12 protein-coding genes are annotated in these 24,355 nt (G+C 59.1%); 8 read left to right on the forward strand and 4 right to left on the reverse strand.

All coding sequences use genetic code 11. The features are described from left to right. The first annotated feature begins 522 nt into the window (after positions 1-522). Positions 523-2,601 carry a cellulose binding domain-containing protein gene (locus tag HY011_33490; GenBank protein MBI3427863.1) on the forward strand — a complete coding sequence of 693 codons (2,079 nt, stop codon included), beginning with the start codon at positions 523-525 and terminating at the stop codon, positions 2,599-2,601. Positions 2,602-2,773: 172 nt separating this feature from the next. Here HY011_33490 and ispG read toward each other — a convergent pair whose 3' ends face one another. Then, complete coding sequence (gene ispG / locus HY011_33495; GenBank protein ID MBI3427864.1) at positions 2,774-4,009, reverse strand: flavodoxin-dependent (E)-4-hydroxy-3-methylbut-2-enyl-diphosphate synthase; 1,236 nt, start codon at positions 4,007-4,009, stop codon at positions 2,774-2,776. 180 nt (positions 4,010-4,189) lie between these two features. Here ispG and HY011_33500 point away from each other — a divergent pair, with 180 nt between their 5' ends. The 6 genes from HY011_33500 (at position 4,190) to HY011_33525 (ending at position 11,964) form a co-directional block, all read left to right on the forward strand. After that, positions 4,190-5,278 (forward strand): beta-lactamase family protein, encoded by a 1,089-nt coding sequence (locus HY011_33500; GenBank protein ID MBI3427865.1) that lies wholly within the window; start codon positions 4,190-4,192, stop codon positions 5,276-5,278. A gap of 8 nt (positions 5,279-5,286) precedes the next feature. Continuing rightward, complete coding sequence (locus tag HY011_33505; protein ID MBI3427866.1) at positions 5,287-5,496, forward strand: hypothetical protein; 210 nt, start codon at positions 5,287-5,289, stop codon at positions 5,494-5,496. Positions 5,497-5,516: 20 nt separating this feature from the next. Next, positions 5,517-6,188 carry a sigma-70 family RNA polymerase sigma factor gene (locus HY011_33510; protein ID MBI3427867.1) on the forward strand — a complete coding sequence of 224 codons (672 nt, stop codon included), beginning with the start codon at positions 5,517-5,519 and terminating at the stop codon, positions 6,186-6,188. Beyond that, positions 6,169-7,038 carry a hypothetical protein gene (locus HY011_33515; protein ID MBI3427868.1) on the forward strand — a complete coding sequence of 290 codons (870 nt, stop codon included), beginning with the start codon at positions 6,169-6,171 and terminating at the stop codon, positions 7,036-7,038. Before HY011_33510 ends, HY011_33515 begins: the two co-directional genes overlap by 20 nt. A gap of 12 nt (positions 7,039-7,050) precedes the next feature. Then, complete coding sequence (locus HY011_33520; protein MBI3427869.1) at positions 7,051-8,442, forward strand: energy transducer TonB; 1,392 nt, start codon at positions 7,051-7,053, stop codon at positions 8,440-8,442. Positions 8,443-8,592: 150 nt separating this feature from the next. Next, a complete protein-coding gene (locus HY011_33525; GenBank protein MBI3427870.1) occupies positions 8,593-11,964 on the forward strand; it encodes a CHAT domain-containing protein in 3,372 nt (1,123 codons plus the stop codon). Positions 11,965-12,119: 155 nt separating this feature from the next. Here the strand turns inward: HY011_33525 and HY011_33530 are convergent, their stop codons facing one another. Then, positions 12,120-13,091 (reverse strand): EamA family transporter, encoded by a 972-nt coding sequence (locus HY011_33530; protein MBI3427871.1) that lies wholly within the window; start codon positions 13,089-13,091, stop codon positions 12,120-12,122. Positions 13,092-13,549: 458 nt separating this feature from the next. Between HY011_33530 and HY011_33535 the strand changes: the two genes are divergently transcribed. After that, positions 13,550-14,749, forward strand: a complete 1,200-nt coding sequence (locus HY011_33535; GenBank protein MBI3427872.1) for a hypothetical protein — start codon at positions 13,550-13,552, stop codon at positions 14,747-14,749. Positions 14,750-15,041: 292 nt separating this feature from the next. On the opposite strand, the gene HY011_33540 is transcribed toward HY011_33535, so the two are convergent. Both HY011_33540 and HY011_33545 read right to left on the reverse strand, forming a co-directional pair. Next, positions 15,042-20,660, reverse strand: a complete 5,619-nt coding sequence (locus tag HY011_33540) for a putative Ig domain-containing protein (protein ID MBI3427873.1) — start codon at positions 20,658-20,660, stop codon at positions 15,042-15,044. An 89-nt stretch (positions 20,661-20,749) separates the two neighbouring features. Then, positions 20,750-24,196 carry a hypothetical protein gene (locus tag HY011_33545; protein MBI3427874.1) on the reverse strand — a complete coding sequence of 1,149 codons (3,447 nt, stop codon included), beginning with the start codon at positions 24,194-24,196 and terminating at the stop codon, positions 20,750-20,752. Positions 24,197-24,355 lie beyond the last annotated feature (159 nt).

Here is a 24,355-nt window from a genome sequence, read left to right on the forward strand (position 1 = left end):
GCGGTTTGCAATGGCGTTTATGGGAGTCAGTTGACGCTGGGACAATACCGCGCGCGTGCGCAGCAAGCGGCGTGTCAAGCTGGCACCATTGGCTAAATTGCCAAGGCTCCGCTTGCTGACGCGCGCGGTACTGTCCCGCTACGCGATTTTCCCGTACATCGTAGTGAAAACCGATCTAAATAACACTTGACCTTGTACTGTTGTATAAGGTGCATACTCGCGTTGATGCGGAAGGAGAAACAAGTTGGTGTTGGAACGGCGTCATACGCCGCCGCAACGTGACAAACGGCAGTTCATGTGCACAATGCCTGACAGGAAGGAATGCTTTCCCCAGCATGCGCTTCCGCTCTCCCACGATCTTCTGATGCCCTAATCTGAGTACCTCACGAAGCTCAACTGACGACTGGTTCTTTCACCCCAAAATTAATAACCCGGTGTGGTGTGGAAATTGGCTGATACCCAATGGTGCCCTGACTCTCCCCTGATTTCCTGTCCCCGCTTTCAGTTCAAGGAGAATGACTGATGTTACACCGCAAGCTAGCGCTCTCGCTGTGCGCCGTCCTCTGTCTGAACCTCTGTCTGCAACGCTTCAACACGTCGCAGGCGCAAAACGCGGCCATCACGATCAACGTGGACGCCGCCGCCAATCGGCACGCGATCAATCCGCTGATCTATGGCATGGCCTTCGCTGACACCGCGACGCTGAATGATCTGAACGTGCCGTCCAATCGCAATGGCGGTAATTCGACTTCGCGCTACAACTGGCAACTCAACGCCGACAACCGCGCGCAGGACTGGTACTTTCAAAGCATCGGTTATGCCAGCAGCACGGCAGGCGAAGTCGGCGACACTTTCATCGCCAACACGAAGGCCGCCAATGCGCAACCCATGCTGACGATTCCGATGGTCGGCTACGTCGCCAAACTCGGCGCGAACCGCGCGAAGCTGTCGAGCTATTCGATTGCCAAATACGGCGCGCAAACCGACCGCGATTGGCAATGGTTCCCCGACGCGGGCAACGGCATCCGCAGCAGCGACGGCGCGCGCATCACCTGGAATGATGTGAATGACGCCAATGTGCCCGCCGACCATGTCTTTCAACGCGGTTGGATGACGCATCTGGTCAGCCGTTGGGGCACGACGGCGAATGGCGGGTTGCGCTATTACGTTTTGGATAACGAATACAGCCTCTGGCACGACACGCACCGCGATGTGCACAACACCGGCGCGACGATGGACGAAGTGCGCGACAAAATGTTCGCCTACGCCGAACAGGTGAAAGCGGCTGATCCAACGGCGCTTGTCGTCGGCCCCGAAGAATGGGGGTGGAGTGGCTACTTGCTGAGCGGCAAAGATCAACAGGTCGGCCCTTCGGTTGGTTGGAATTGGAGCCTGTTGCCGGATCGCAGCGCGCATGGTGGCTGGGATTATCTGCCTTGGCTGCTCAATCAATTCAAGCAGCGGCAGACCGCGACGGGCCAGCGGTTGCTGAATGTCTTCACCGTGCATTTCTATCCGCAGGGCGGCGAATTCAGCAACGATACTTCGACCACGATGCAACAGCGGCGTAACCGTTCGACGCGCGCGCTGTGGGACGTGAATTACATCGATGAAACCTGGATCAACGACAAGGTGAAACTGGTACCGCGCTTGAAAACTTGGGTGAGCACGTATTATCCCGGCACGCCGGTTGGCATTACCGAATACAATTGGGGCGCGGAAAGCCACATCAACGGCGCGACCACGCAGGCCGACATCCTGGGCATTTTCGGACGCGAAGGACTGGACGTCGCCAATCGCTGGACGACGCCCGCTAACACGACGCCGACCTACAAGGCGATGAAAATGTATCGCAACTACGATGGTAACAAGTCTGCATTTGGGGATACGAGCGTCGCGGCAAGCGTGCCCAATCCGGATAACGTCGCGGCCTTTGCGGCGCAGCGCAGCAGTGATGGCGCACTGACGGTGATGGTGATCGGCAAAATGCTGTCGGGCAATACGCCCGTGACGATCAATTTGGCGAACTTCGCGCACAACGGCGTCGCACAAGTCTGGCAATTGACGGCGAGCAATACAATCACGCGGTTGGCGGATACGGGCATCGCGGGCAATGCGTTGAACATCACGCTTCCGGCCCAGAGCATCACGTTGTTTGTGATTCCGGCTGGGGCGGGGAATCCAACGCCAACGCCAACGCCTGTTCCCTCACCGTCACCGTCACCGTCGCCAAGTCCCTCACCGTCACCCTCGCCCTCACCCAGCCCGACGCCCAGCGGTGCGAAGTGCACGGTCAAATACGTCATCACGAATGATTGGGGGAACGGCTTCCTGGCGGATTTGACGATCACGAATCAATCAGGCGCGGCAATGAATGGCTGGACGTTGGCGTGGTCATTCGCGGGCAATCAGCGCATCACGAATCTGTGGAACGGCCTCGTGACGCAGACCAAGAAAGCAGTGAAGGTCAGGAATGAAAGCTGGAATGCGAGCATTTCGAATGGCGGTTCGACAGCCATTGGCTTCACCGCCAATTACACCGGCAGCAATGCCATCCCGGCCAGCTTCACGCTGAACGGCTTGGCGTGCGCGCGGCAGTAGCGGCTGCGTCTCCGCAACTGCATAAAATGCGCGCGGCTGAGAAGCCTGGTTCTCAGCGCTGTCGCTGCCAGATTGTTTTCACCACGAAGAAACGAAGGGCACGAAGAGGAGGGAAGTTTCTCAATCAAACTTCTTCTTCTCTTCGTGCCCTTCGTTTCTTCGTGGTGAAAAACTAACTCGCTGATGCGTCCTTCGCGCCGTAGCGCCCAGCCACATAGCCGTTCAGAATCTCTAAAAACTCCGGCACGATCTGCGCGCCTTTGAGCGTAGTTTTCAGCTTGCCATCAACAAACACCGGCGCGCGTGGTTCTTCGCCCGTGCCCGGCAAGCTGATGCCGATGTTGGCGTGCTTGGATTCGCCGGGGCCGTTGACGACGCAACCCATGACCGCGACTTTCATCTCTTCGACGCCCGCGTAGCTCTCGCGCCAAATGGGCATCTGGCTGCGCAGGTATTTGCCGATGTCGTCGGCCATCTCCTGAAACAGCGTGCTGGTCGTGCGCCCGCAACCTGGGCAGGCCGTGACTTGCGGCGTGAAGCTGCGGATGCCGAGCGATTGCAAAATCTGTTGCGCGACGACAACCTCTTCGCTGCGGTCGCCGTTGGGTTGCGGCGTCAACGACACGCGAATCGTATCGCCGATGCCTTCCTGCAAGAGCACCGCCAGGGCCGCCGTGCTCGCCACGATGCCTTTCGCGCCCATGCCCGCTTCGGTCAAGCCCAAGTGCAACGCATAAGGCCCGCGCCGCGCGAGTTCACGATAGACATCAATCAAATCCTGCACGTCGGAACATTTCGCGCTCAGGATGATACGTTCGCGCGGCATGCCGTAGCTTTCGGCTAGTTCGGCGGAATCAATGGCGCTACGCACGATGGCCTCTTTCATCACGTCTTTGGCGTCGAGCGGTTCAGGCAGCTTGGCGTTGTCATCCATCAAGCGGGCGAGTAGGGCTTGATCGAGCGAACCCCAATTGACGCCGATGCGCACGGGTTTGCCGTTGTCGTTGGCGACATCAATCATTGCTTTGAAATTGTTGTCGTGATGTTTGCCTGCGCCGACGTTGCCGGGGTTGATGCGATATTTCGCCAACGCGCGTGCGCAATCAGGATACTCCGTCAACAGGATGTGGCCGTTGTAGTGGAAGTCGCCAATGATTGGCGTATTGAAACCGGCGTCGCGCATGCGGCTGACGATTTCGGGCACGGCGGCGGCGGCGGCTTTGTTATTGACCGTCACACGCACCAGTTCAGAACCGGCGCGCGCCAGTTCAATGCATTGTTGTGCGGTGCCGGCAGCATCGGCTGTGTCAGTGTTGGTCATGGACTGCACGACGACGGCATTACAGCCGCCCACGTGAACGCCGCCCACATTGACGGCAATAGAATCTCTGCGATTGATCTTAGCCATAAGAATTTAGCCCGTAAGAGTTGGATAAGCTGCGCAAGAAGCTGGATTTTAGGCGAGCCATCCAGGATTGGCAAAGCGTCGAATTTGCGCCGCAAGCATTGCACTCTGCGGCATTTCGTTTTACGTATTGCACCTTGAATCGTCCTGCAATCCGTCCATTCACCGAAAAGGAGAAACCTTATGATGCAATTTCGCCGCGCTTTCCTGAGCGTACTGCTGCTGTCGGTTTGTTCGATTCTGGGGCTGGCGCAACAACGCGCCGGGCTGGCCGAAAGGCTGCAACGTATCGAGCAAATGATTCAGGAAGAGTTGCAAAAGAGCGGCGCGCCCGGCGCCGCCGTAGCTATCGAACAGGATGGCAAAATCGTTTTTGCCAAAGGCTTCGGTTACGCCGATGTCGAAAACAAAGTGCCATTCACGGCACAAACCGTTTCGCGCATCGGTTCGATCTCGAAGACGTTTACCGCGCTGGCGCTGATGCAATTGGTTGAACAGGGCAAGGTGAAACTGGATGATGAAGTGCAGGTGTACGTGCCGAGCTTTCCTAAAAAATCCGCGCCGATCACGATTCGTCAATTGCTCGGCCACCAAGGCGGCATACGGCATTACAACGGCGACGAGATGCTCAGCGCCAAACACTACGACACGGTTGAAGCGGCGCTGGCGATTTTCAAAGACGATCCGCTGGTGGCGGAACCGGGCACGAAGTACAGCTACACGACATACGGCTTCAATCTGCTCAGCCGTGTGGTCGAGGCGGCCTCTGGCATGAGCTTTGGCGAATACTTGCAACAGCGCATTTTCACGCCGCTGGGTTTGAAACAAACCTACCTGGATGACCCCGCGCAACTGATCGCGCAACGTGCCCGCTCTTACACCAAGCGGCAAAACGGCCCGCTCCAAAACGCGCCCGCCGTTGACCAAAGCAACAAATGGGGCGGCGGCGGCCTGGTGTCCACTGTCGAAGATTTGCTGCGTTATGCGGCGTCGTATGACAAGCAAACCTTGCTCAAGGCGGACACGATCAAGCTGATGTTCACGCCGCAAAATACCCGCGACGGCAAGCCGACCACTTACGGCATGGGCTGGACGAGCGCGCTCGAAGACGGACGGCGGCGCATCGAGCATACGGGCGGTTCGGTGGGCGCGACTTCAGCGCTGGCGCTGTACCCAGAACAGCGGACAAAGATCGCCGTGCTGGTGAACAACGACTTTTTCACGGGGCCTGCCATTCGAGCGCGAGTGACAAAGATTTTGTTCGAGCCGTAAAGTGACAAATGGCTCAGGCTGCAACTGAACCGCTCAGTTTATTGGAATTGCAGGAGCGTGACCTCGCTTCCCCCTTCTCGTTGGCTATATTCGCCATTGGCCGCGAGGCGGATTCAAAGGGCCGGATTTTTCTGGAACTTCTCGGCGCCGGGGCGGGAATTACCAGCGTCAACCGTGAACAACTGCTGCACGCAGTCGCCGTGAGCTTGCACGGCTAACAACGAAACAAACGAAACAAATGATGCTAAGCGCAACCGACCTGACACAATTGTCTGATGGCGAGCTTTGGCAGTGTGCGAGTCAGGGTGACGAAACCGCTTTCGTCACGCTCTATCGCCGCCGCCAGAGTGGTGTCTATCGGTTTGCGCTGCGCCTGAGCGGCTCCACGGCAATTGCCGAAGATGTGACACAAGAAGTTTTTTTGGCGCTCCTGCACGAGCGGCAACGCGCGGTGAGCCGTTATGATGCCGCGCGCAGTTCGTTGGCAAGTTATTTGTATGGCATCGCGCGCAACCAGGTGCTGCGCCGCTTTGAACGCGAGCGCAACCTGACGTCCTGGCCCAATGGATCGTGTCCGGACGATGACGACGATGATTTTCTGCTGGTTGACGAAGGCAATCCATTAGGCGAGCTGACGCGGCAGGAAACAATTGAGTCGGTGCGGCAAGCCGTGCTGGCGCTGCCGCCGCATTACCGCGAAGTCGTGGTGTTATGCGATCTGCACGAGTTGAGTTATTTGGAAACCGCCGCCGCGCTGGATTGCGCCGTCGGCACGGTGCGCTCGCGCTTGCATCGCGCGCGGGCGTTGCTGGTCGAGAAATTGCGCGCTTTGCAAGTGTTGGAAAAAGGGACGGCGACGGTCGCCGTCAAACATGAATTCGGTGTGTTATATGAAATGCGAGGAGTTTGAACTTTCAGTCCGTGAGTTGGCGCGGCATCAACAGGTTGGCGAGTTGATGGACGCCGGACTGCGCGCGCAGATGAATGAGCACGCGCTCGGTTGCGCCGCGTGTGCGGCGCGTTTGGCGAATGCGTGTTGTTTGACGGAAGGCTTGCGCGCGTTGGCGCTCAGCACGGCATCCGGCAGTGCGCCCGCACACGTCGAAGCCGCGCTTTTGGCCGCTTTTCGGCAACCTGCATCGGCGACGATTGTGCCACTGGCAGCCGTGCGCGCACGCCGACAGTGGCCGCGTTGGGCGCTGGCGGCGGCGGCAATGTTGCTGATTGGCTTATTGGCCGTCGCCCTGCGCGCCACCTTGCGCAATACGCAGGCCCCGTCCGTAACCCCAAATGCATTGGCGGGCAAGGATCGTGCGCCTGCATCTGTGAATCCGCCAGCCACTGGCATTCAGATTGTCGCTACGCCAGGCAGCCTTGCAAAAGTGGAGCAAACGCTGGCATCTATTCACTCAACCACGCCAATGACCGTGGGCAAGACTGTGCAGGTCAAAGCGAAACACTTGCAGCCGCAGTACCGCATTGAGCGGTATCTGGTGGAAAGCGAAATCGCCACTGATTTTCTGCCTTTGACTGAAAATGCCGAACTGCCGAAAAGTGCGGAGATGCGAACCATTCGCGTGGAAGTCCCACGCGTGATGTTGTCGCGTTTCGGCTTGCCGATGAGTTTTGAGCGTGCGGCTGAACCGGTAAAAGCCGATCTGTTGATTGGCCCTGACGGACAGACACGCGCGATCCGTTTCATCCAAACTGGATTCGAACAACCGCAGATTATTTCTGCTAATACTTCCAAAGACCGCTAGAAAGAGAGCCTTATGAGCAAACGCAAACAAGCCTTCGTCTCCACGGCTTGCGCCTGCGCGTTAGTCGCCCAAAGCGTCAGCGTCACCGCGCAAGACAAACCTAAACCCAAGCCCGCCGAACAAACTTTTGAGCGGGTCGTGGTGGAACCGAGCGGCAACGGTGCGGCAACGTTCACCGTGCGCACGGCTGATCCGGCAGGGTTGCCGGGCGGCACTGCTTACGCCTACACCCAAAACTCAAGCGGCGTTTTCATCACGGGCCAGGGCGGCAGCGGCGGCGGCACCTTTGGCTTTATGGCTGCCGAAAGCTTTGACAGCAAGGTCGTCAAAGGCGCGCCGTATTCCGCTGAGAGCGTGACCGAATTCGCGCAAACGCTGGCCGATGGCAATCGCCTGACGCGGCGTTCGTCGAGCATGGTCTATCGCGACAGCCAGGGACGCATGCGGCGCGAGCAAAACGCGATGCCCGTCGGCCTGTCCGAATGGATCAACACGGAGAATATGCCGAGCACCACAATCATCAGCGACCCGGTCGAGGGCGCGACCTATGTGCTCGATCAGAAACAGCGCCTCGCGCGCCGCAGCCGTCTGCTCGCCGCCACCGTTACGAATGTGAGCGCCGGGGGGACGTTAATGCGCACAGCGATTGCCGCGCCTGAAGCCGGTGTCGCCGTTGCGGGCGCACCGCCACAACAAATGCCGCAACAAATCAAAGTGTCCGGCGGCGTCTTGCAGGGCAGTGCGCTGCGCAAAGTTCAGCCGCCCTATCCGCCCGCCGCCAAAACCGCCCGTGCGGAAGGCGCTGTGCAAGTGCAAGTCACGATCAGTGAAAAAGGAGAGGTCATTGATGCTTCGGTCGTCAGCGGCCATCCGTTGTTGCGCGAGGCTACCCTAAGTGCGGCGCGCCAATGGCAGTTCAAACCGACCGAACTCGGCGGCGTGCCGGTCAAGGTGCAGGGCGTGCTGACGTTCAACTTCACGCTTGAGGATGGCGGCGCGAAACCGACTGAAGCGGCCAATCGCGGGCAAACTGAGGCTGTGTTGAAGACCGGGACAGCCGGGATGCGCATGAATTTCAATCGCGAGTCGCTCGGCAAACAAATGATCGAAGGGATTGAATGCGAAGGCACGCGCATGGTTTCGACCATTCCCGCCGGCCAAATCGGTAATGAGCGGCCCCTCGAAATCATCAACGAACGTTGGTATTCGCCGGAACTGCAACTCACCGTGATGACCAAACAGTCCGATCCGCGCTACGGCGAAACGGTCTTCCGGCTGGCCAATCTCACACGGGCTGAACCCGATGAATATCTGTTCAAAGTCCCCAGCGAATACACCATCAAGGACGAGAACTTCGGCTTCCGTGTGATGGAAGATAAAGTGCGCCGTCCGGAAGAGCGTTAAACAAGCTACCTGACAACGGCAAAAACTGATCTTGGCGAAGCGAGCAATCGCTTCGCCTTTTTTGGCTTTAGCGAAGTAACATCAGGTTGTGTGACCATCGAACCTGTACCGCGATAAGAACTGCTGTTCTGCCCCAAGAGTTTTCTGGCTATGAAACTCTCTTTTCCCAAACTCTTCCTCGTGCTTCTGGCCTGCGCAATTTCCCCAACCGCACAACAACCAGCCAACAACGCCGCAGACGACGCGGCCATCCGCGCAGTTGTTTCGCGCTACTTTGAAACCTGGGCCAGCGAAGACCTGGACGGGCACATGGCGCTCTGGACGGGATTGGAACAGGATCGCCAAACACGCCGCGAAGCCATGCAACGCCGCTTTGCCGAGGCTGATTTCAGTTTCTCGCCGCTCACCATTTTGCGCGTCAAACAGCAAGGCGGCACGGCCAGCCTTTACGCCAAGACCGAACGCCGCACGGTCACACCGGCAACGCCAACCCTCGCAGTGACTCCAGTGCTGATCGCGTTCTCGCTGGTCAAAGAAGAGGTGTGGCGCATTATGCGCGAGCAACCGCTGGGCACGGCGTTGATGTTTGAATTTCTCGGCGCTTCAGAAGCCGAGTTGCCGTCTTTGCTCGAAACCGCGCAGGCCTTGGCGTCGCCCGATCTGGCGCAATTGTTGGCCAGCCAGAGCGACCGGCAATTCGCCAGCGGCCAGTACAAAACGGCGCTCAAAACTTTGCAGTTGGTGCTCGCCATCGCGGAAACACTCAACGACAAAAAGACGCAGGCCGATGTCTGGCACAACACCGGCACCGGTTATTTCTTTTTGCGGGATTACCAGCAGGCGCTGGCCGCCCACCAAAAGGCGCTAGTGCTAGAGCGGCAATTGGGCCGCAAAGCCGAAACCGCCAAGGTGTTTGCCAGCCTGGGGCTGACGCATCTGTTGTTGCAACAACCGCGCGTGGCGCTGGCGGAATATCAGCAGGCGCTGGCGCTGTATGAAACGCTGAATGAGCGCGGCGAGGTCTCGCAAACGCTCGAAGCCATCGGCAATGTGCATTATGACCAGGGCGATTATGTCAAAGCGCTGGCGCAATACCGCAAAAGCCTCGATTACCTGACGTCCACGACGACGGCCACCTATGCCAACCGTCTGGTCAAGATTGCGCGCGTGGCTTATGAATTGGGCGATGACGCGCTGGCGCTCGAACATTACCGGCGCGCGCTCGAAAGTTTCGACCAGGCCGGGAACCGCAGCAGCCGGGGTTTCGTGCTGCACAGCATCGCCAACATCTATTACAACCAGGGCGATCTGACGCAGGCCTTGCAGCATTACCAACTCAGCCAGCAGGCCGAAGAGCGCGCGGGCAGTCCCAATGGCAGCGCCAGCGCCTTGCAAGGCATTGGGCTGGTGCACGTGCTCAATGGCGATTACGCGCTCGCCTTACCGGCTTACGAACGCAATCTGAGCATCGCGAAGCTGCTGCGTGACAAAGGGCAGGAAGCCTTCGCCGTGCAGAAAGTCGCGGGCACGTGTTTCGCGCTGGGCGATTACGCGCGCGCCTTGCAGCTTTACGAAGAAGCCTTGAAGCTGCGCGAGGACCTGGGCGACCGGCGCGAAGTCGCCAGCGCCTTGCTTGATCTGGGCATTACGCACCAGGCCCTGGGCAATTACGCCGCAGCGTTGCGCCTGGATGAAAAGAGCCGCGCCGCATACGCCACGCTCAACCTGCCCGCCGGCGTGGCGAACGCATTGCTCAACGCCGCCATCGTGCATTACGTGCAAAACAATTTCACCCAGGCGCTGGCAGTGGCCGACGAAGCCGCGACATTCGCCAAACTCGCTGAGGAAGACGAATTGCTCTGGCGCGCGCGTTATCGCGCGGGCAAGTGCCAGCAGCAATTGCAGCAACTCCCGCTCGCGCGCCAAGCCTTGAGTGAAGCCATCACCCTGATCGAAAAGCAACGCCCCGCGCCCGGTAGCACGCCAGCGAGCCGTTCCAACGAAAACAAAAGTGGGCCGTATCTGGCAATGGTGGACGTCTTACTGGCCTTGAATCAGGGCGCCGAAGCGTTCCAATTCGCCGAACGCGCCAAGCAACGCGGGTTGTTGACGATGCTGCGCGGCGGGCGCGGCTGGATCACCAACGCGATGACGAAAGCGGAGCAGGAACGCGAAGGTCAACTGGTCAACGACCTGGCGCTGCTCAATGCGCAACTCGCGCGCGAAAACGAAAAACAACAACCAAACACGGTGCGCGTGCAGGCATTGACCAAACAATGGCAGCAAACGCGGCTGGCTTACGATGCATTTTTGCAGCGTCTCTATCGCCTGCATCCGCAATTGAAAACGCTGCGCGGCGAAGGCCCCGCCGTGACCGCGCTGCAAGCCGGGCAACTCGTGATGGATGAACGCCGCGCCTTGCTGGCGTATAGCGAAACTGAAGACCGCATCGTGCTGTTCCTGTTCAGTAAAGAGCACGCAGCCAAAACACCCGCGCTGAAAATCTTTGCGCTTGGCAGCAATCGCGGCGAGTTGTACCAGCGACTGACACAACTGCAAACGGCGCTGGTCGCGCGTAATGCCGCCGCAGACGCACAATTGCGCGAGCTTTACGACGAACTTCTGGAACCCGCGCGGGCGCAGTTAGAGGGCAAAACACAACTCATCATTGCGCCCGATGGCTTGCTCTGGAATTTACCCTTTGCCGCGTTGCAACCACGCGCCGCGCATTACCTGATCGAAGATTTCGCGCTTACCTACACGCCTTCAGCGACGGCCTGGCAAGCCATGTCGCAAGCGGGTGGCGCAACCATTGCCGTCCGCACGCGAACAGGCGCGCGCGTCGCCGCAAAGCCGAACGCGCCGCCAGAAACGCTGCTGACCTTTGCCAACCCTACCTTGAGCGATGAAATGCTCACGCGGTTGAAAGCGCGCTTGCAACACGAGGCCTTTGCTGTGAACGCCGAAACGGAAAACGAAGCAGCGGCAATCAGCCAGGCTTTTGCGGCGGCCCAGCAACAACGTTTCAGCGGTGCTGAAGCGACCGCACAACGCGCCAAAACTGCTGCGTCCCAAGCGCGTTGGCTGCATTTCGCCGCGCCCGCCGTGCTGGATGAAATGAACCCCTTGCAATCCGGTGTGGCCCTGGCCGTCGCCGCGAACGAGACGAACGAGGACGGAATGCTGACTTGGCGCGAGGCGCTGCAACTGAAACTGCCGGCCCGGTTGGTGAGCTTCACGGCGGCGGAAACAGCGCCTGCGCGCTTGGGCAATGGGCGCGCGCAGGTGGCGACGAGTTGGGCATTTTTCATTGCCGGATGTTCGAACCTGCTCTTGAATCAATGGCCGGTTGCAGGCAGCGGCACGACCGCGTTGATGCAAGAGTTTTACCGGCAAGCGCGTCTGCAACCGTTCCCCTCGCGTGCGGAGGCCTGGCAACAGGCTGTGCTTGCGCTGTTACAAACGGCTGAATATCGCCATCCATATTATTGGGCTGGCTTCAAGTTGTTTGGCGTGAATTGAAGTTAGAGAGCCAGCGGTACGGAACCGGGAGCGATACGGAACCGGGAGCGATAGCGACCGGGCGCTCCCGAATAGGTCTAACACAGAGTCACCTGGTTGCTATCGCTTCCGGTTCCGTACCAACGCATTCCGTGCTTCCTATACAAGGAGCAGTTTCACCGGCTGTTATTACTCCGAAAAGCCAAGCGCAGCCTGCTTTCTATTTGCAACAACACAACGCCCGTTAGCACCGCCGCACCGCCCAGCATTTGCCAGCCGCCCATCGTTTCGCCCAACCAAACCCAGGCCAACGCCGCCGCAATGACCGGTTCCAGCGCCGAAGTCAGATTGGCACGGCTCGGTTCCAGATGGCGCAGGCTCGCCAGATACAGGCCAAATGGCGCGACCGTTGCGAAGGCCGATAAATACGCCACAAACCCCCACGCGCGGCTGTCGAATTGTTGCCATTCGATCAACCAGGGCGGACGCGCCAGCAGCCACGCCAAACCGGCAAAGGTGAAGGCATAGGTCATCGCCGTGCGTGAATCATGCCGCCGCAAAATTCGTTGGCCATACGCGCTGTAAAACGCAAAGGCCATTGCCGATCCCAACGCGGCCAAAGTGCCTTGCCAGGAAAGGTTCATACGCCCGCCCGCGTGGCCCAGCATCATCAGCGCGCAGCCGCACAAGCTGAGCAGGCCAGCCAGAAATTTGGCTGCCGTCATGCGCTCGGTTTTGGCAAGCACCCCGTATCCCATCAGCAGAAACGGCGCGGTGTACTGAAACAACAGCGCATAGCCGACGCTGGTCAGTTTCAACGCGATGTAATAACAGCCCTGGTTAATGGCTAAGCCGATCAAGCCGAATAAAGCCAGGCGCGGCAATTCGCGCCGTTCGACCCGCAACAGATGGCGCGCCGTCAAGCCCAGCCACAGCCAATGCAAGAGCGCCGCGCTGACCGTGCGAATCATCAACAAGTCAAACGGGCGGATGTCGTGATTGAACAGAAACCGCGCGGTGACGCCCGAGGTTCCCCACAGCAGCGCCGCCGTGGCCGCCAATAGATAGCCGTGGTTGGCGGATGGAATTTGCGTTGCCGTCGCAGGGTTGATTGCGGTGGTGGTGATTGGTGTTGGTGCTGAATTCAACGAGTGCTCCTGCCACGAAAAATTGCGGGCTGCCGTAATGCCTGGCTTTTGCCCACTGAAAAGTAGACCACCTTGTTTGGCCGGATATTAGACCGGTTTGCAGTTGCGTTTACGGGAGTCAGTTGACATTGGGACAGTACCGCGCGCGTGAGCAAGCGACGCGTCAAGCTTGCCCCCTGGGCTGAATTGCCAAAGCGCCGCTTGCTCACGCGCGCGGTACTGTCCCAATGTGCGGTTTTCCCGTACACCGTAGTGAAAACCGCTCTAAAGTGCCGGCGCCGAAAATTTCAGGCAACCCATCCTTAGTGACAGCACATCGTTGCTGGCGCACACATTGAAAATCTCTCCACCAGGTTTTGTTGAACCCTTACGCCTCCAGCGCTGCCCCTTTCCCCGATCTTTCAACCAGCCTGGCTCATTCATAACCCATTCTCAGATCACCCAGCGGGTATTGCACTATGAAAATCAAAAAATGTTTGTTTGGCTCGACGCTGTTGCTGTGTTTAACCGTTGCAGGCAGCGTTTCTAGTTGGGCGCAAACCAATACGGCGTTGCTGCCAAACGTCCTGGTGCGTGATGCGTCGGGCTTGCGCTTGCCGGGCGCGCGCTGGCCTGAAGCGGGCATCTATGACGGCATTGATTGCAACAGCCCTTTGCATTGGGATGCGCAAGGTCGCTTGCACGCCTTTGCCTCGGCGCTGTTCCCTTATCACAGCACAGGGCCTGATCTTTACCGGCTCGGCAATCCGGTGACGGGCGCGGTGCGCGTCAGCATCACACCCAATGCGCGCGCGCCCATCAACGGCCACATCTGGCTCGAAGCGACGCATCGCGATACCAATGGATTGCTTTATGGCTGGTATCACAATGAACGCGGCGCGGGTTGTACGAATACGTTTTTGACCAAGCCCTATATCGGCGCGATGGTCTCGCGCGATGAGGGCCAAACCTGGCAAGATCTGGGCATCATTATGCAGGCGGCTGACTCGATGACCAATTGCGCGACGGGCAATTTCTTCTTTGCCGGCGGCGAAGGCGATTTCACCGTCATCCTCGACCAGGCCAAGCAGTATTTTTATATTTTCTTTGGCTCTTATCACGCCGACATTGCGGAGCAGGGCGTTTGTGTCGCGCGTTTGGCCTACGCCGACCGCAACGATCCGGTAGGCAAGGTGTGGAAGTGGTACAGCGGCCAATGGCGCGAGCCGGGGTTGGGTGGCCATACGTCGCCGCTGCTGCCGGTGTTGACGAATTGGCACCGCGCCGACGCCAACGCCCTGTGGGGGCCGTCGGTGCATTACAACACCTATCTGGAATGTTATGTAATGGTGCTGAACCACGCGATCAACGGCCAGTGGAATCAGGAAGGCGTCTATATCAGCTACAACAAATACGCCAGCAATCCGTTTGGCTGGAGCACGCCCGTGCGCTTGCCGATTGATCCGCAAGGACGCGCCTATCCGCAAGTCGTCGGCATTCAAAAGGGCGAGACCGATAAGCTGGTGGGCCAGGCGGGCAAGCTCTTCCTGCAAGGCGAGTCGCATTATGAATTGGTGTTTTTGCGGCCTGGGGAAGGCACGGGGCTGACGTTTTACAACAGCCGTCCACTGCGGCCGGCCAGCAGCACACGCGTCAACATGCCGCGACGGATTCGCTGATGTTTGTGCAAGCAAAGCCGTGGCTGGCCTGTCGGGGCACTTTGCATAACTGCTCGCTTGGCAGCCGTGAGATGCTCGGCGCGAGTGGCGCAACCTGCCGAGGTTGCGCCGCTTCACCAGTACAATAATGAGGAAGCCGCGCAACCTCGGCAGGTTGCGCTACTCGCGCTGAAATGCATTTCGTTTTCGGCATAATCTTTCGCCAAAGTGCCCTGACATCAAAACCGCGACCGGTGAAGTGCGTATGAAAGCGCTCTGCCGGTCGCGGTTCTATTTTTACAGCCTGGCTCTTTTACTTGTTCTTAACCGGGAACAACTGCATCGTTGGATCGCCGAACAGCACATAGCTATTGCGCACATCGCGGTCAATGGCAGCGACGCGGGCGGCGGTCATGGCCTGGCCCAGCGTCAGCCCGGAATTGAAAAGCGAGCGATAGAACGTTTGTGCAAAAACCAGTTGCGCCGCTGGTTGGTTGAGCGCGCTCGACGAGACGACGGCGAAGGCCCCGCCGGATGCATTGGTCAACACCGCTTCGCCCAGACTGGTTTGTTGCGGGTCTATGAAATAGCCGTTCAGACAGGTCGCCATGACAAACAAACCCGCCGCGTTGTTGGTCAGGGTCGCGGCATCCTGCGTGCGCAACAGGCCGTCGCCTGTCCACACTTGGGTCGAACCATGCCCGAACCAATTGACCACCAGCGGCGTCTGGTTATTGATGAATTGCACGATGCCTTGACGCACGGCGTCCGGCGTGCCGTCAGTACGATTGACCTGCTGTTTCGTCCAGCTTGCGGGTAATAAGGCGGCCAGTTGATTGCTCAATCTCTTGTAGTCATAGCCATCCACCGTGCGATCTGAAACCAGCAAGGCGTTGCGGGGCGCGGTGCTGGATTTGAAGGCCAGGATTTTATTGATGACAGCTTCAGCCTGTGCGGCAGTGCGCACCGGCAAACGTCCCAGCGCCAATTCAGGCACGCCGTCGTTATTGAAATCGGCCAGCCAGTTGTCGAGTCCCGTTTCAAAATAAGTCGTTGCGCCCAACCAGGTCGGCACGAAATCGGCATTGCCCAAGCCCAGATAGTCGCGCGGATCGCTGGACGCATCGCCCAATAGCAAAGCATAGGCGGGTTTGCGCGCCCAGTTTTTACCGGCGCAGGTCAGCAGGTCTTTGAGGGCTTGGGGCGTGTGCGCGCCATAGGCGAATTCATCGTAAACGTCTTCAACGTCTATGACGGCGACGCGCAGGCCATTCTGGCGGCGCGCATTGGCGAGTTTGTTGGCACTGTTCCAGAATTCGCGCGAAGTGATGATGATGAAATCCGCCGCATTGCTGGCGGCGCGCCAATTGGAAGGTTGATTGCGCGTGAGGGCCGCGACACGTTCCGGGCGATTATCGCCTAACGCCAGATAGGTCGCGCCTTCGCCCAGCAAGGCAAAGCCATAACTGCCATTGACGAGTTGCGCTTTGACCGTGATCTCGCGCTCAGCGCCGTTGCCGTTCAATTTCAACAGGCGCAGGCTGGGCGTGCTGAAGCCACTGATAAAGGCGCTTTGCCCGGCGCTCAAGCTGAAGCTCAAGGCATCGTTGTCGGCTCGATAGGCGCGCGCGTAGGTCAGCCGCACGGCGTCCACCAAATTGACGTCGCTCGCGCCCGCCGCCGACAGCAGTTTGATTTCATTCTCACCCTCCAGCAGCCACGCGCCCGGCACGTCAAAACGCTGGACAGGATGGGCTTTGCCTGTGAAGTTCATGGTGGCGAGATAGCGGCCATTGACTTCGATGTTGACGGCGTGCGTTTGATCGGTGACGCCTTGCAAGGCGAGTTCGAGCGTCGCGCTGGCGTTGCGCTCGACAAAGCGCGTGGTCAATGTTTGCAATGCGCCGGTGGCACTGATGACGGGGCCGAACCAGTTTTCGGCCTCGCCATTGAGCAGACCGGAAAAGTAGATGATGCGGTCTTTGCGTTCAACCGTTGAGCGAAAACTGCTGCTGGTGAATTGGTCGGGAATCCTGCTTGTGACAGTCTCAAGCCGCAGCCCCGGCCCATTCCCGAACGTCAGCCAATAGATGCGCGTATCCGTCGCGGGCAGTTCCAGCCCGCGTCCGAAAAACTCCAACGACTCAAAACCGAATGCGCCTTTGCCGAACACTCTCATGGGGACTTCGACGCCATCGGCATAGAGTTGCAGCAGCAGCGGGTTGCCGTTGGTGTTGAACCCGGCGGCGGTCAACTCGGCTTGCGTCACGCGGTACCAACCGGTTTTGCGCACGGCCAGCTTCATGGCCGTTTGATTGGGCAACGTCCAGGGCGTGCTTTTGGGATCACTCGCCGCCATCAACGCGGACAAGGGCAAAGATTCGGCGCCGCCTTGGTTCGCATATTCTGCTGGCGTCTCGGCCCATTCGGATTGTTGCGTGGGATTGGTTGCGTCACTCAACTCAGAGAGTAGTTTGGTTCGGAGCTGCGACGGATAGGTTTCAGGATTGGCAACGTTGCCGGTTGCGATGACTGGCCCGTGCCAGGTGCTGTTGCCGCGCAGATCAATCTCTTCCAGCCAGTACGCCACACTCGCCGCACCGCGCGCATCCGTCCAGGTGTAGGAATTGCCGGCGGTCAAAGGCGTGCGCTCACCGGCTAGCAGCGCCGAACCGGCAATCAACGTCGGATTGATTTTGAGGCGTTGGCCGCCGTCTTCACGATAAACATTGAAGCCCAGATGATCCGCTTCAAAGCCTGTCTGCCAGGCGACAGTCACGCCGCTGCTGGCTTTAGAAAAAGACTTGTTGGCGTAAGCATTGAGCGCGGCCAGGTGCACGGCTAACGGCGCGTCGGGTTGACCGGCGCTCCAATTGGAAAAGCTGGTGACATTGCTGATTGCGGCAATGTGGGTTGTTTCGTCCACGTTATCGGTGCTGCCGCCGGGCAGCGTGATGGGCGCGCTGCCGTTGGTGTCTTTGAGAATGCGGAACAGACTCTCAGTGGCGGTGACGGGTATGTCGCTCGCCAGATAGGTGAAGCCCAGATTGAGATCGGGGCTGACCAACGTGCTGGTCAAATTCCAATACCGATTGAGCGCCAATGTTGGCGCGGCCAAACCGGGCATGGATGTCTGAAAGGCCGTGATCGTGAGGTCGCCCGTGCCGCCGTTGATGGTCACTGCCACGGGCGAGTAACCGTTGGCCGTACCGGTGTGATAGGTGAAGCTGCCCGTGCCGGCAATGGTTTTTTTGACGCTGCCGATGAGGTGGCCCGAAGTGCGGCTGGCGTTCGCGCCACTGCCGAACGCAATCAGGCTGCCGGTTGCGGCAGTGAGGTTGCCGCCCGTGAGCGTGAGCGTGCCGTTGATGGTCAGCGTGTGATTGTTGGTGAGATTGAGCGTGCGGCCGGTGTTGAGCGTCAGGTTGTTTACCGTCACATCGCCGGTGCTGATGCTGACTTCGTTGGTGACACCGCTGGCGGGCAGAGTGACATCCGCGCCGGAAGCTGGGACAGCGTTGTTGCTCCAATTCCCGGCGGTGTGCCAATCGCTCGAAACCGCGCCCGTCCAGGTCGGCCCGTTGATGGTCACGCTGTAGGCGCGCGAACCTACGCAATCGCTGGCCGTGTCTGTCGCGCTGATCGTGAAATTGAACGTGTTGATGGCCGTGGGGGTGCCGCTGAGCAAGCCGGTGTTGGCGTTGAGCATCAAGCCATTGGGCAACGAACCGGCACTAACGCTGAATGCATACGTGCCGCCGCCGCCACTGGCCGTGATGGTTTGCGAATACGCCGTGCCGACCGAGCCATTTGGCAGCGAAGTCGGACTAACCGTGATGGCAGGACAGGTGCTCAGGAATTTGTAGACGTAGGCCGAGCCTTGATCGGTATCCGTGACATCGTCATACAAACTGCCGACGAGCAGCGTCTCGCCTTGGAAGGCCACGGCGTAACCGAATTGATCGCCGACATCGCCGTCACTGGCGACTACCTTTTTGAATTGGCCCCAGTTATTCGTGAGCGGCGTGCCCGGATTGTTCGGATCGTAATCGCGCATGAAGGCATACGCCGAGCCTTGGTCGGTGTTGAGGCCGACGTTATCGGCATAGGCTCCGATGATGGCGATGTCGCCATCCACGGCCACCGCGAACCCGAACTGATCGTTGAGCGCGGCATCTCCGGCGGTGAGCTTTTTGATTTGCCCCCAATTATTCGCGCCGCCCTGATTGCGCAAGAACACATAGGCCGAGCCGCTGCTGTTGCCGCCGTCGTCATCATCCGGCGCGCCGACGACGGCGGTGTCGTTGTGTAACGCGACTGCCGCGCCGAAATGATCGTTGAGCGCGCCATCGCTGGCGGCAATCCGTTTGACTTCGCCCCAATTGTCCGCGCCGCCCTGGTTGCGTTGGTAAAGATAGGCCGCGCCTTTGTTGTCGGTGAAGGTCGCCGCGTCACCCAGGTAAGCGCCGACGATGAGCGTTTCGTTGCTGAGCGCGACGGCATAGCCGAACTGGTCATTGTTGGCCGCATTGCCGGCAGTCAGTATTTTGCGTTCGCCCCAGTTGTTCGTCAGTGGTGTGCCGGGATTGCTGGGATCGTAATCCTGTTCAAACAGATAAACGGCCCCGCGACTTGAATTGATGAAATTCGCGCCGACGGCCAGCCGGTTGCCGCTGAGCGCGACAGACCAGCCGAAACTGTCGCCACTCGACCCATTACTAGCGCTGACTTTCTTGATCAGGCCCCAATTGTCTGTGCCGCCTTGATTGCGTCCGTAAAGGTAAACCGCGCCTTCGTTGTCGGCGTTGGCGACCGAATCGCCGCTCAAGGCGCCGACGGCCACGATGTCGCCGCTGATGGCGACCGCCGCGCCGAAATTGTCATCGGCCTGCCCGGCGGGGTCTTCCAGCTTGATGACTTCGCCCCAGTTGTTCGCGCCACCCACATCCCGTTGAAAAATGTAGGCTGCGCCTTGAAAGGAATTCCCGCCCACCGTGGCATAGATCGCACCGACGACGGCTGTGTCGCCATTGACGGCGACGGCTGCGCCGAAAGTATCATCGGCCGCGCCATCACTGGCCGAAAGCTGTTTGACCTGGGTAAAAGTCGGGTCAATCGTAATCGGATAAACGGCCTGTGCATCGTCAACGACCAAAGATAACTCTTGCCCGCGAACCTCCATGCGCGAGGGCAAGGCGCGTCCCGTGGCATCAACGCTGGCGAGTTTGTCATAGCGCAAAACTTCGCTGCCGTTATTCGCCGCAAACGATACGGCCTGCGCACCAGCGGTCAACATGGGCTGCAAGTCACCGCCGACTGCCAACACCAGGCGCACTGGAGCCGCCGTGTTTGGCACCGGCCGCACCTGCAACGTGAAGCCTTGCTCCAAGCCGGCAGGCGCATTGACATACCATTCGATGAGCGGGGTTTGATTACTCGTGCCAACGGTCTTCTGAATTTCAACGCGATTGTTTTGTGCGGTGGGCTGGGCCGCTGTCACCGGCAACCAAGCGCCGCCAACCTGAACACCGCGCAGTTGCAGGCCCATACGCCAGCTTGCGTCCTGCGCAGGCAGTAGCTGCATCGCGCCGCCTGCGGTGAAATAGGCGCGGAGAGCTTGTGCCGGGTTTTGTACCGCAAACGCGCCCAGCGGAGCATGGTCGAATAGCGGCAGGGGAGTATGCGGCAGTGGGGTAGCGCGATAGCGCGCATCCAGCAGGGATTTGCGCAGGGAGTCATACGCGCCAGCCTGTTTTAACTGTGCCAAGGCCGCCGCTCCGCGCAAAGGCGTTTGATTATTCGCGGCGGCGGAATGAACTTGCTGCGGTAGCGGGCGCAGGCAAAGCGCGGCCACCACCAGCAGCGCGAACGGCAACAGCAAGCGCTGGTCGAATTTTGGATAGCAGAAACGCAGTAGTAGGAACAAAAGCATGTCGTGGAACTCCTGAAAGAATCTGGGGATGAGCAATAGCAAAAGGGCTGGCCTGAACAGCCAGCCCTGAAAGTTGATTTTTCAATACGTCACTTGAAATTGACGCGCACGGTGTTGGCCTGTCGGCCATCTGCATTGAAGCCGAGATTCACTTCGCCGCGCCCGGCCAACGTTGTGGGCACGCGCACGTTCAATTGATCCAGCCCCACCAATGCGCCCTGTTTCCCGGCGAAGCTGACACTGCCGGTGACTGGCGTGAAGGCGTTGCCACTGACGGGCGAGAATGTGACGCTGACCGCCGAGAGCGCGCTGCGATAGCGGAAGCCTGAGCCGAACAAGACCAAATAGACCTGCTCGTTTGCATTGCTCACGTCAATCGGCGTGGGCACATAGGACGTGCCTGACAATTGCGCCAGCGGTTCAAGCGTCGTTGTGCCATCCGCGCGCAGGCGATAGACCGCTCCGGTGGGCGCGCCGCTGCCGTTGGCATTGGCGGTGAACAAGCCGGGCGAAACGTAATTCAAATTGACGTAGCCCACCGAGGGTTTGCCATCGCTGTCCAAAATCGTCACGGTCGCCAAACCCGGCACGCCGCCGATGGGAACCTGGAAGTTGACCTGATTGGGCGAGACGAAAAACAGCGGGGCGGGGCGTTCCGTTCCGAACGCGTCGCGCACGAAGACGCGCGTGCCCGCCAACGTGGTGGGCAAGGGCACTTTGCTGGCCGACTCTGACTTGGTCGCCAGGTCTACGCCAAACGAAGTGACGATGGCTTCGTTCGCCAAGCCAGGGCCGCCGAAGCTGGCCGCCGAGACGGTCGAAAGCGGACGCGGGTTGAGCGTCAACCGATAGATGCCGCGTCCGTGGGTGGCGGCGATCAGGCTGCCGCTGGGCTGGTGATAGCGCATTTGCAGCACCGACACGTTGGGAAAATTATTGCCGAGCCGAACCCAAGTTTGGCCGCTATCCACGCTCTGAAAAACACCAATATCGGTGCCAATGAAAATCGTCGCCGGGCGTGTCGGATCGAGCACCGCTGCATTGACGGGCACGTCGGGCAAATTGCCGCTGATGTCCGCCCAAGTCGCGCCGAAGTTTTCCGTCAAAAAAACGTGGCCGGGCGTGCTGGATGTCGCCCGATTGAAGCCGGAGTAGGTGACCACCGCGCGTTGCACGTTGCGCACGTCCAGCGCGATGTCGGTGATGAAACGGTTTGGCAACGGCGAGCGGGTGGCATTGCGGAAGCGCGTCTTCGCGATTTCGTGCGCGTTCTGCGTGATGTAAACCATGCCATCGCTTGAACCAGTCCAGACCACTTCGCCAACGGCATCAATGCCGCCGCGCGAAGGGTAGGCTGCCAAGGCAGTGATGACGCCTTGGCCCTTGGTAAGATCAGCGCCATATCCATCCACGCCGCCACCGAGGCCCATCCAATTGCGCCCGTGATCAATCGAACGATAAAGGCGATAGGTGCCGAAATAGAGCGCGTTGCCATCCGCACCGCTATAACCGGTGTTCAACGTCATCGGCGCATAAAACGCGACGCGATCATTCGGATTCAGATTGCCGGATTTCGGCAACACACAACCGAAACAACCGCGCTCCGTCCAGGTGAGTCCGCCATCCAGCGAAATCACGGGGCCGATGACTGCGCCGGTTCCCTGACTCTTGATGTTGTAAAAGGTGTGATAGAGGACGGAAGGGTCGGATTGATCAATCAACACCGCGCCGCCATCGCCATCATCAATGTGCGTCCAGGCGGGCGCGCCAGCATACAGATTGGTGCCGTTGTCCTGTGTGCCGCCAATCACCAGATTGGGATCGTAAGGATGCACCGCCACGGATTGAAACTGCGTAATGCTCAGATTCGTGTTGAGGTTGTTCCAGCGCCAGGTATTCGTTTTCGCGCCGTCGGTGCGCCAGATGCCGCCGTCATTGCCGGTGAACAGGATATTGGAATTGGCCGGACTAACGGCGATGCAATGCGTGTCCGGGTGCAGCCCGATGATGGGCGGGAGGGAATTGGTATTGTCGCGAATATCAACGTCCACACTCAGGTCATCCCAACTGCGCCCGGCGTCCAGGCTGCGAAAGAGCGTGCCGCCTACGTAGGCAGCATTGGCCTGCGTGCCGTAATAAAGAATGTTGCCGTTGTTGGGATCGGCCTGTAGCGCCAGATTGTAGTTGGCTTGGCCGGCTTGTTGCGGGCGCGTCACCGCCGTCCACGTTTCGCCATTGTCGGTAGAGCGGTAAATGCCCAGCAGGAGATCATCTACACCCGCGAAAGCCGCATAGACAGTTGAATTGGGCGACGAACCAATCGGCGGGCCGATGGTCAAGACGATGCGTTCATAAACATCATTACCCTTGTCGTCGGTGCGTGCAGGCAAGCCTTTGTTCAAATACTTCCACGACAGCAGGTCGCCGCCAATGTCAGAGCGGTAAACGCCCTCGGAGGTAATGCCGGCGTAAACGATTTTTGGGTTGCGCGGATCAATCACGACATCGGATGCCAGCCGGTCAAGCCGACTGACGGTGGGGTTGACGTTGATCCAGGTCAAGCCGCCATCGGTGGTTTTCCACAAACCGCGATTGCCCAAGGGCGCTTGGCCGGGCGTCGTAGTTGCCGATAAAAAGAAGCCGGTATTGGTGGCGGCAAACACGGTGCTCGGATTCGAGGGATCAATAGCGATGCGGCTGAAGGTGCAATTGAGGAAGACCGGTAATTTCGGATCGGTGGTTGAAGTCGGCCCGACGATTTGCGTCCACGTTTGGCCGCCGTTGGTGGTCTTGAAAAGGCCCGCGCCGTAATAGCTATCGCCTGAGCGGTTCGGTTCCCCCGTGCCCAGATAGATCACATCGGGATTGATCGGATCAATCGCCACTGCGCCCACGGCGAGCGAAGGCAAATCGTCGGTCAAGGGCGTCCAGTTTTTCCCATTATCGAGCGAGCGCCACAGCCCGCCCTGCGCGCCGCCGACATACACGGTTTGATTGGTCGTGCCGTTATAGCGCGGATCAAGCGCGATGGCTGTCACGCGCCCTGACACGGCGGTGCGCACGGCCAGATTGGTGTCCAGCCGCGTGCGCGTACCAAACACCTGTCCATTCAAAATGGGACGCGGCCCCAGCGCTGTCCAGGCAATGTCTTGTTCGGGCGCGGCGGCCAACTTGCCGCGCTGGCGCAATTCCTGCTGCGCGCGTTCCGTCTTCGCCCATTGCTCTATCCCCGCGAGCCGCGCATTTTGGGGAATCTCGGCAAGCGGATACGCGCGTTGCTGATAAAACCATTCCTGGCGTTTTTCCCCTTCATTGAATTCCGTGCCCGTCTCTTTTCCCTCACGCTCACGTTCGGCGCGCAGCCATTGGCTGGAACCGTGGCGCTCCGAATCTGCTGCGAAACTGCCATCCGCCGAGAAGTAGGTCAGCGTGAACAAACTTGTCATCAACGCCAGCCCCAAAATTACGGATTGGGCAAAGGCGGAGCGGCGTAAAGAGGGAAATAAAGCTTTCGCGAGCGGCAGGAGTCTCAACATACGACCTTCCTATTTTTGATGGAGATTGTGGGTGACTACCGTGTGCAGGGGCGAACACGGCGCAATGAACATGATGATTTGCCAAATCCTGCCGGGTGGCACGCCGACGAGGTAAATTGGAACGGTACAGGAAGCGAGCTGTGAAAGGTGAGCCAGGGA

It is taken from the genome of Acidobacteriota bacterium, from assembly GCA_016196035.1.
Lineage (GTDB): Bacteria > Acidobacteriota > Blastocatellia > RBC074 > RBC074 > JACPYM01.

What these genes read in the sequence shown, in the direction of transcription:
- HY011_33505 (MBI3427866.1), top strand. Translation starts at nt 5,287, where the DNA reads ATGGCTCAGGCTGCAACTGAACCGCTCAGTTTATTGGAATTGCAGGAG.
- HY011_33535 (MBI3427872.1), top strand. Translation starts at nt 13,550, where the DNA reads ATGAAAATCAAAAAATGTTTGTTTGGCTCGACGCTGTTGCTGTGTTTA.
- HY011_33525 (MBI3427870.1), top strand. Translation starts at nt 8,593, where the DNA reads ATGAAACTCTCTTTTCCCAAACTCTTCCTCGTGCTTCTGGCCTGCGCA.
- HY011_33490 (MBI3427863.1), top strand. Translation starts at nt 523, where the DNA reads ATGTTACACCGCAAGCTAGCGCTCTCGCTGTGCGCCGTCCTCTGTCTG.
- HY011_33545 (MBI3427874.1), bottom strand. Translation starts at nt 24,196, where the DNA reads ATGTTGAGACTCCTGCCGCTCGCGAAAGCTTTATTTCCCTCTTTACGC.
- ispG (MBI3427864.1), bottom strand. Translation starts at nt 4,009, where the DNA reads ATGGCTAAGATCAATCGCAGAGATTCTATTGCCGTCAATGTGGGCGGC.
- HY011_33510 (MBI3427867.1), top strand. Translation starts at nt 5,517, where the DNA reads ATGATGCTAAGCGCAACCGACCTGACACAATTGTCTGATGGCGAGCTT.
- HY011_33520 (MBI3427869.1), top strand. Translation starts at nt 7,051, where the DNA reads ATGAGCAAACGCAAACAAGCCTTCGTCTCCACGGCTTGCGCCTGCGCG.
- HY011_33540 (MBI3427873.1), bottom strand. Translation starts at nt 20,660, where the DNA reads ATGCTTTTGTTCCTACTACTGCGTTTCTGCTATCCAAAATTCGACCAG.
- HY011_33515 (MBI3427868.1), top strand. Translation starts at nt 6,169, where the DNA reads ATGAAATGCGAGGAGTTTGAACTTTCAGTCCGTGAGTTGGCGCGGCAT.
- HY011_33500 (MBI3427865.1), top strand. Translation starts at nt 4,190, where the DNA reads ATGATGCAATTTCGCCGCGCTTTCCTGAGCGTACTGCTGCTGTCGGTT.